The following is a 5,514-nucleotide window of genomic DNA, read 5'->3' as shown; positions in this document are numbered from 1 at the left end:
GCGTGGGGGATGGTCGTCCGGAAATGTTCGCACAGAGAAAGAAGGGAGGGGACGGTGGGCCGCAGAGCGGGCGGTCCGGCGATGCAGCGCCAATGGAACCTGTGATGCCGGCCCTCGCAGGCTGGCGAAACGGACCGAGGTGTCGTCCTCCGATGACGGCAAGGCATGCACCATGCCGCGCGACGTCCCCCTGATCCTTCGGGGCCCTCCGGTATCCTCCCTTCTTTCTCTGTGATAACAAAAATCCACCATCGACCACACGGTCGCCCGCCAGCGGACGCACCCAACCCGGCCACCCCCCAACTCTGACTCCTCGAACCCCGGGAAACCACCCCCGTCTGTGCAACCCTCCGCAAGACGGTATCGACCCCGCGGTCGATCGGTCTATAGTATTGTATCCATATAAGGCGGACATGGAAACGACCGAGACGCTCGGCAAGTATGAGAGCCTGTTTTACTCGAATTGCTCCTCCTTTATCGCAGCGAGCCGGGAACTACCTCCGCCCTTGACTGTCGGCAGGCGCGGGTCGTGCGCATCCTCCAACGACCGTTCCTCCATGGAAGTCGTGGGCGCCGTGTTCCTCTATCAGGTATCATGATAAGCCATTGATCCATAAACACTATCCATTCAAACAGGCTCTGAGATCAAGCGGAAGCTCGGCCGTGGCGCCATGGGCGTGGTCTACGAAGGCTGGGACCCGACGATCCAGCGGCTGGTCGCCATCAAGACCGTGCCGATCGCCGATGCCGGCGACCCTGAAACCCAGGAGGCGCTGGCCCGCTTCCGGCGGGAGGCGCAGGCGGCCGGGCGGCTGACGCACCCGAACATCGTCTCGGTCTATGACTACGGTGAAACGGCCGACGTCGCCTGCATCGTCATGGAATACATCGAGGGGCCGACGCTGAAGTCGCTGCTCGACAAGCAGGAGCGGTTCGGCCTGGCGGAGATCCTGCGCATCATGCAGGACCTGCTCGCCGGGCTGGACTTCAGCCACGAGCGCGGCGTGGTGCACCGCGACATCAAGCCGGCCAACCTGATGCTGACCAGCGCCGATCGCGCGAAGTGCCGCGCCAAGATCGCGGATTTCGGCATCGCCCGGATCGAGAGCAGCAGTATGACGCAGGCCGGCACCATGATGGGCACGCCGGCCCATATGTCGCCCGAGCAGTTCATGGCGGAAACGGTCGATTCGCGGACCGACATCTACTCCTCGGGCGTGCTGCTGTACCAGTTGCTGGCCGGCGAGCGCCCGTTCGAGGGCGGTATGTCGGCGATCATGCACAAGGCGCTGCACACCGAGCCGCCGCGGCCGTCGCAGATTTCCGTCAACGCTCCGCCGGCGTTCGATGCGGTGGTGGCGAAGGCGATGGCCAAGCGGCCGGCGGACCGGTTCGCCACCGCCGGCGAATTTGCCGCGGCGTTGCAGGCGGCGGCGGCCAATCCGGCGGCGGTGCCGGCGGAGAACGAAGCCGTCGAGGCAACCGTGGTGACGGCGCGCCGCCCCGCGCCGCCGCCGCTGGAACAGCCGGCACCGCCGCCCGCCAGGCCGAAAAGCAGCCTCGTGCCGGTGCTTGCCGGCGCCGCGGCCGCGCTGCTGGCGGTGGGCGGCGGCGCCTGTTTGCTGCTGCGCGGCCCGCAGGCATCGCACCCGGCGCCGATGCCGGTGGTCGCGGCCCCGGTGCCGCCCGCGCCGCGCGAACAGCCGGCAGCGGAGAAGGTGGCGCCGGCTGCCAGCCCGGTCCCGGAACGGCCGGCGGCGCCCGTGGCCAGTCCCGCCATGATCAGCGAAATGTTCGCCCAGATCACCGCGACGCAGCGCTGCGCCTTCATTGGCGGCGAAGTGCGCGGCAACGGCGAGGCGGTGCTGACCGGCATCGCCGGCCCGGGCGCCGAGCAGGACATCCGCCGGGCGGTGGCCAGCCGGGCCGTGCCGGGCACGATCCAGTGGCGCGTCGCCAGCGCCGCCGCGGCGTTCTGCCCGGCGCTGGACCTGCTGCAATCCGCCGCGCCGCCGTTCGGCGCGACCGGGCCGCATCTGTCGCTGACCCTGGTGAACGGCCGCACGGCGCTGCGCGACGGCGAGCGCATCCGCCCGCGCCTGGTGATGCCGGGCTTTGCCGGCTACCTGCGGGTGGACTACATCACGCATGACGGCAACGTGCAGCATCTGTATCCACAGGTCGCCGACGCGAACGGCACCGTCGCCGACAGGATCCGCCTGCTCAGCGCGGGCGAGCAAGTCGGTCTCGGCGACCCGGTGCCGGGCCAGCCGGGCTGGGAGGTTGGGCCACCCTACGGCACCGACATGATCATCGCGATCGCGTCCTCGCAGCCGCTGTTCACGAAGCCGCGGCCGGCGAACGTTGAGCCGGCGGCGGCCTACCTGCCCGAGTTGGATGCGGCGGCGCAGGCGGTGCATGGCGGCGCGAAACTGACGGTGAACGCGTTGCTGGTGCAGGCGCTGGCGAAGTAGGGCGGTGCCTCATGCGTATCAGGATAGGGCGACGGAACGATTTGGTGCCTGGTCCGTTGCCTCCCCGGCATGGCGTCCGCAGGGCCGCCATTCACGGCGTGACGGTTCGCCTCAGTGGATTTCCACTTTGACCTTGTACTCGCCGCCGCCCCGGGTGGTGCCGATGACCAGGAGATACGTCCCGCTCGCCGGCAGCCGGCCGTACCAGCTTTTTGCGTCCTCGCCCTCGCCGGCGCCTGGCAAGGCGTGCGCCGCGATTTCGGGCCCGTCATCGGTCCGGGTGATCTTCCAGCCCGGTTTGTAGATCTGCATCACGATGTTGGACGGCCCGGCCGCCGGGCGCTGCGACACTGCCAGATGCTGGCCAGAGCGCGCCGTGACGGTGAAGCAATCGAGGCTGCCGCGCGGGATGCCACCCGCGAGTTCGGCCGAAGACGCGCCGGCCGCGAACCGGACAGCCACCGGCGGATCGCACGCGGCGGCAGCAGGGTGGGCCAGGGCCAGCAGGACAGCCGGGATCAGCGCCAGGGGATGCATCCGCTTTGGAAACAACCGGCAAACCAGGCGTTTGCCGGATCCCCGGGAGCGTTCCTCCTTCGTCATGGCCGGACTCGTCCGTGCCGTGACGGTGTGGCCCTCGGCCGCGGCAGGCCGTTTCCGCCTCCTGTGCGCGCGGTGGGCAGCAGCCAGGGCAGCCGGCCCCGATGTCGCGGGATCATTATCATCATCATCGCATCAGCATCAGCGTTGCCCAGGTCTGCGCGCCGACAATGCCATCCGGGATCAGCCCGTTGGCGTGCTGGAACTGCTCCACCGCGCGCCGCGTCACGGGGCCGAAATCGCCGTCGAGCGGTATCGGCAGGCCCCACAGCCGCAGCGCCGCCTGGATGTCGGACGTCACGGCTACCTGATCCGCGTGGCGGTGCGCCGGATGCTGCCCGGTGGCCTTCGGCATGATCAGTCCGAGCGCCAGCTTCGCCCGTGCCGGCCGCTCGCGCCGATCGGCCAGGCCGTTCAGTCCGCCGTTGATGCGGCGGGTGATGCGGATGAGGTCGTCCTTGTCGGCGAGTGCGTTCAGCTTGTGCTGTGTCCAGAATTCGCAGGCGATCAGCAGCGCCGTTTTCGGTTCGGCGGCGATCTCCGGCCTGGCCACGAGGTCGAGGCCGAGGATCTTGCCATAGGCCGCGTAATTGCTTCGCCCGGTCAACTGGATCAGCCCGCGGCCCTTGTAGCGGACGCCGTCGCCCGGCCTTGTGTTGCCCAGGTCGTCGCGGCCTTCATAGGCCTTGCCGTCGGCATATTCCTCGGTGGTGCAGAAGCCGTCCGATTCGTGGCAGGTGTGCGCCAGGAAATGCGCCGCCCGCAGGCCCGCCCAGATCGCGTGTTTCGCCAGCGTCTCGCCCGGCACCGGGCCGATGGCGCCGATGATCGATGCCTGGCGGATGGCCCGCCTGCCCTTGAAGGCCGGGGCGATGCGGCGCAGCAGGCCGGTGTCGAGCGTGATCATGCGCTGTCGTGCTTTCCGTCCTGTTCATCCCGGCGCCGCCGCGGCCCGCAGGCATCCATCCGGCCGGCGGACGCAGCCGGCACGATACCGCCCCCGCGGCGGCCGTACAAACAGTTTCGATAGACAGGCCGTACCGGTAGCCGCTTGTTCAACCGGAGCCCATCCCGCTATAGTCGTTCCGTCATCTGAATGAGCTTGCCATGGACAGCCGGGCCGGGGAGCGTGCTCTGACGGCGACCCGGCGGTCCTTCACCGATCGGGGGTGGAATGGGCACACGTGATTAACCATTCGGCGGGACAATCGATTTTCCGTGGCCTGGCGCAGCAACGGGCCGGTTGACCATGCCCACCTGGACGCGCGCCGCCGCCACGCTGACCATGACCTCTCCGCTGGGGGCGGACGTGCTGATTCCCACCTTCCTCTCGGCGCAGGAGGGCATCAGCCAGACCTTCTTCTTCGACGTCCACGTCGTCAGCCAGAATGGCGCCATCGACCCCGATTCGCTGCTCAACCAGCCTGCCTGCGTCGCCTTGCAGGCGGACGGCGCGCCGATCCGTTATTTCCATGGAATCGTCCAGAGCCTCAGCAGCCACGGTGGCGTCCGCGGCCAGTCCAGCGACGAATACTACGTCTATCACCTGGTGCTGGTGCCGCGGCTGTGGTTCCTCGCCCAGACCATGGACTGCCGGGTGTTCCAGGAACAATCCACCGCGGACATCCTCGAGACCCTGTTCAGCGATGCCGGGCTGACCGACTACTCGGTCATTCCCTCGGGCGCGACGCGCGAATACACTGTCCAGTTCAACGAAACCGACCTGGCCTTCGCCACCCGGCTGATGGAGGAGGAGGGGTACTATTATTTCTTCGAACACACGGCCTCGGCGCACACCCTGATCGTCGCCAACCAGAACAGCGCGTTCCAGGACATCGACGGCGCCTCGCTGCACCTGGGCGGCGCCAGCGACGCCACCTGTGTCACCGACTGGTCGCGGCCGGTGCACACCGCGCGCGGCAAGATGAAGCTGCGCGACTACGACCCGGCCAATCCCGACACGCTGCTGGAGGCGGAAAAGCCGACCACGCTGACGACCGGAGGCAGCGCCCAGCGCGACGACTTCCGTTGGCCGGCGGTGACGTTCGACAGCGGCACCGTCAGCGACCGCTCACAATGGGAGCTGGAAGCCACCGAGGTGCGCGCCCAGTTGTTCGAGGGCGCGACCCGATTCGGCAAGCTGGTGCCGGGCGGCAAGTTCAAGATCGCCAGCCGCCCGGCCAGTCCCTACGACGATACGTACGTGGTGCGCGCCTGCAGCCACCACGCCACGGACGCAGGGTAATCGGGCGAAAAAATTACCTGACAACGAGGCTGGCGAGAAAATCATCATCCCAGCCGGCCGCCTTGCGGCTGCTGCGCAATGAACTCTTCCCGGGTGCATTGCGGAGCAGGTTCTGCGCCATGTGCTTGATGGCGGCGAAATTGGCCGGGGCATGGTCTGTCCGGACGCGGCACTCGTCATCGCGGAAGACCATGT

4 protein-coding genes and 1 pseudogene are annotated in these 5,514 nt (G+C 68.1%); 2 read left to right on the top strand and 3 right to left on the bottom strand.

Annotated elements, in window-relative coordinates:
• The first annotated feature begins 626 nt into the window (after nucleotides 1–626).
• Nucleotides 627–2,474 carry a serine/threonine-protein kinase gene (locus CCS01_RS21110; RefSeq protein ID WP_338049995.1) on the top strand — a complete coding sequence of 616 codons (1,848 nt, stop codon included), beginning with the start codon at nucleotides 627–629 and terminating at the stop codon, nucleotides 2,472–2,474.
• A gap of 111 nt (nucleotides 2,475–2,585) precedes the next feature.
• Here CCS01_RS21110 and CCS01_RS21105 read toward each other — a convergent pair whose 3' ends face one another.
• Complete coding sequence (locus CCS01_RS21105; RefSeq protein ID WP_146101878.1) at nucleotides 2,586–3,077, bottom strand: hypothetical protein; 492 nt, start codon at nucleotides 3,075–3,077, stop codon at nucleotides 2,586–2,588.
• 124 nt (nucleotides 3,078–3,201) lie between these two features.
• A complete protein-coding gene (locus tag CCS01_RS21100; protein WP_104520744.1) occupies nucleotides 3,202–3,981 on the bottom strand; it encodes a peptidoglycan-binding protein in 780 nt (259 codons plus the stop codon).
• Nucleotides 3,982–4,323: 342 nt separating this feature from the next.
• Between CCS01_RS21100 and tssI the strand changes: the two genes are divergently transcribed.
• On the top strand, nucleotides 4,324–5,319 hold the full coding sequence (tssI, locus tag CCS01_RS21095) for a type VI secretion system tip protein TssI/VgrG (protein WP_104520743.1): 996 nt from the start codon (nucleotides 4,324–4,326) through the stop codon (nucleotides 5,317–5,319).
• A 13-nt stretch (nucleotides 5,320–5,332) separates the two neighbouring features.
• Here the strand turns inward: tssI and CCS01_RS34760 are convergent.
• Nucleotides 5,333–5,514, bottom strand: a pseudogene (locus CCS01_RS34760) (ISAs1 family transposase); the annotation flags it as partial.

This window comes from Rhodopila globiformis (assembly GCF_002937115.1).
Lineage (GTDB): Bacteria > Pseudomonadota > Alphaproteobacteria > Acetobacterales > Acetobacteraceae > Rhodopila > Rhodopila globiformis.
The sequence above is the reverse complement of the archived record's forward strand: the minus strand, read 5'-3'. Positions and strand labels throughout refer to the sequence as shown.